The sequence below is a fragment of the Hymenobacter terrestris genome (assembly GCF_013377905.1).
Lineage (GTDB): Bacteria > Bacteroidota > Bacteroidia > Cytophagales > Hymenobacteraceae > Hymenobacter > Hymenobacter terrestris.
Window position 1 is genome coordinate 1 of the sequence record NZ_JABKAV010000125.1, and the last position, 3,293, is coordinate 3,293.

General features: G+C 52.6%; 2 rRNA genes. Both read left to right on the forward strand.

From position 1 onward, the window contains the following. The first annotated feature begins 110 nt into the window (after positions 1–110). Positions 111–3,024, forward strand: a 23S ribosomal RNA gene (locus HW556_RS18120). A 93-nt stretch (positions 3,025–3,117) separates the two neighbouring features. Continuing rightward, positions 3,118–3,229: ribosomal RNA gene (gene rrf / locus HW556_RS18125) — 5S ribosomal RNA — on the forward strand. Positions 3,230–3,293 lie beyond the last annotated feature (64 nt).

The following is a 3,293-nucleotide window of genomic DNA, read 5'->3' on the forward strand; positions in this document are numbered from 1 at the left end:
ACACGTTCTTTGACATAGAGGAAAACAGAGTAAAAGAAAAAGAAAGCAAAAAGAGTGATTAACCTATGGTTAGTCACCCGAGCCGCAACTGCCTACGGGTAGTTGCTCTACGAGAAGTAGAGAAGGGCACACGGGGGATGCCTAGGCTCTCAGAGGCGATGAAGGACGTGATAAGCTGCGATAAGCGACGGGGATGGGCACATACCAACTGATCCGTTGATTTCCGAATGGGGCAACCCACTAGTTTGAAGAACTAGGGCCTTTCCTTGTATGAGGAAAGGGGCAAACCCGGGGAACTGAAACATCTAAGTACCCGGAGGAAAAGAAAATAACAATGATTCCCCAAGTAGTGGCGAGCGAACGGGGAGGAGCCCAAACCGGGTTGGTTACGGCCAGTCCGGGGTTGTAGGACCTCAACATCTGATTATGTTACTTTAGCCGAACGACATGGGAAGGTCGATCATAGAGGGTGAGAATCCCGTAGGCGAGCTAGTAATGTACGGTAGAGGATTCCTGAGTAGGGGGGAACCGGAGAAATTCCCTCTGAATCCAGCGGCACCATCCGCTAAGGCTACATACTCCTGAGAGACCGATAGTGAACTAGTACCGTGAGGGAAAGGTGAAAAGAACCGGGAATACCGGAGTGAAAAGAACCTGAAACCGTGTGCCTACAAGCAGTAAGAGGGGTTTAGTGCCCTGATTGCGTGCCTTTTGCATAATGAGCCTACGAGTTACTCCTCTCTGGCAAGGTTAAACGCTTGGAAGCGTGGAGCCGCAGCGAAAGCGAGTCTGAATAGGGCGCAGAGTCAGAGGGGGTAGACGCGAAACTTTGTGAGCTACCCTTGAGCAGGTTGAAGGTTGGGTAACACCAACTGGAGGACCGAACCAGTTTCCGTTGAAAAGGATTTGGATGACTTGAGGGTAGGGGTGAAAGGCCAATCAAACTGAGAAATAGCTCGTACTCCCCGAAATGTATTTAGGTACAGCGTCGGCGTAGAGTTACATGGAGGTAGAGCTACCAATAGGACTAGGGGGTGTCATAGCCTACCGAATCCTGATGAACTCCGAATGCCATGTAATATAGCCGGCAGTGAGGCTTGGGGTGCTAAGGTCCCAGGCCGAGAGGGAAAGAACCCAGACCATCTGCTAAGGTCCCTAAATTCGGACTAAGTTGAACAAAGGAGGTCCACTTGCTTTGACAGCCAGGAGGTTGGCTTGGAAGCAGCCATTCCTTTAAAGAGTGCGTAACAGCTCACTGGTCGAGCGAGAGGGCATCGATAATACGCGGGCATCAAGTCCGGTACCGAAGCAATGGATTTGACATTTAGTTGTCAAGTGGTAGGGGAGCATTCTAGTCAGCGGTGAAGGTGTATCGTCAGGTATGCTGGAGCGGCTAGAAAAGCACATGTAGGCATGAGTAACGATAAAATGGGTGAGAAACCCATTCGCCGATAGACTAAGGTTTCCTGCTCAACGCTAATCGGAGCAGGGTTAGTCGGGACCTAAGGCTAGGCCGAGAGGCTACGTCGATGGACAGCTGGTTGATATTCCAGCACTTATGAAGTGGAGTGATGCAGTGACGCAGTAGTGAAAGTACCGCGAGCGGACGGAAGTGCTCGTTAAAGGGTGTAGGTATAGGGCTGGTAGTTAAGTACGCCGGCTTTGCTGAAACCTGATAGTACCTTGCGGCTTCGGCCAACGGGATAGTGTACCTAATCAGACTGCCAAGAAAACCTGCTAAGCGTTTACTGCTTTATAACCCGTACCGCAAACCGACACAGGTAGTCAAGGAGAGAATCCTGAGGCGCTCGAGTGAATCACGGCCAAGGAACTCGGCAAAATGGTCCTGTAACTTCGGGAGAAGGGACGCTTCCTCGTAGCAATACGAGAAGCCGCAGTGAAAAGGCCCAGGCGACTGTTTAACAAAAACACATGGCTTTGCTAACGCGTAAGCGGACGTATAAGGCCTGACACCTGCCCGGTGCCGGAAGGTTAAGAGGGGAACTTAGTGGCGCAAGCTGCGAAGGTTTGAATCGAAGCCCCGGTAAACGGCGGCCGTAACTATAACGGTCCTAAGGTAGCGAAATTCCTTGTCGGGTAAGTTCCGACCTGCACGAATGGTGTAACGATCTGGGCGCTGTCTCAGCCGTGAGCTCGGTGAAATTGTAGTCTCGGTGAAGATGCCGAGTACCCGCCACGGGACGGAAAGACCCCGTGCACCTTTACTATAGGTTGACATTGACGCTGGACAACACATGTGTAGCATAGGTGGGAGACGTTGAGCCAGGGCCGCTAGGTTTTGGGGAGTCGCCGTTGAAATACCACCCTTGTGTTGTTTGGTGCCTAATCTGTGGAAACGGAGACAGTGTCTGCTGGGTAGTTTGACTGGGGTGGTCGCCTCCAAAAAAGTATCGGAGGCTTTCAAAGGTCCGCTCAATCCGCTTGGTAACCGGATGCAGAGCGCAATAGCATAAGCGGGCTTGACTGTGAGGCCTACAAGCCGAGCAGGGTCGAAAGACGGATATAGTGATCCGGTGGTTCCGTATGGAAGGGCCATCGCTCAAAGGATAAAAGGTACGCCGGGGATAACAGGCTGATCTCCCCCAAGAGCTCATATCGACGGGGAGGTTTGGCACCTCGATGTCGGCTCGTCACGTCCTGGGGCTGGAGAAGGTCCCAAGGGTTCGGCTGTTCGCCGATTAAAGTGGCACGCGAGCTGGGTTCAGAACGTCGTGAGACAGTTCGGTCCCTATCTGTGGTGGGCGTGGGATATTTGACAGGACCTGACTTTAGTACGAGAGGACCGAGTTGGACCAGCCGCTCGTCTGCCAGTTGTGCCGCCAGGTGCAGTGCTGGGTAGCGACGCTGGGATGAGATAAGCGCTGAAAGCATCTAAGTGCGAAACTCACCTGAAGATGAGATATCCGATTTAAGAGCCGTTCGAGACTAGGACGTTGATAGGCCCCAGGTGTAAAGTCAGAAATGACATAGCCGAGGGGTACTAAGGGCTCGAACACTTCTGTAGCAAACTGCTCACGCTTACTTTTTCTTCTACTCTGCCTCTATGTCGAATTTCACAGCTGATTTGTGCGAACACGCAACTCATGCTGAATTGATAATGGTGGCTTTAGCCCGGGTGTTCACCTCTTCCCATTCCGAACAGAGTCGTTAAGCCCCGGAGCGCCTATGGTACTGCCTTCATCGGTGGGAGAGTCGGTCGCCGCCAACCTTATCAAGCTTGCTGCCCCGCAGCGTCCGATTGCCACCTGGCTCCGGATGCGCGGGGCAGCTCG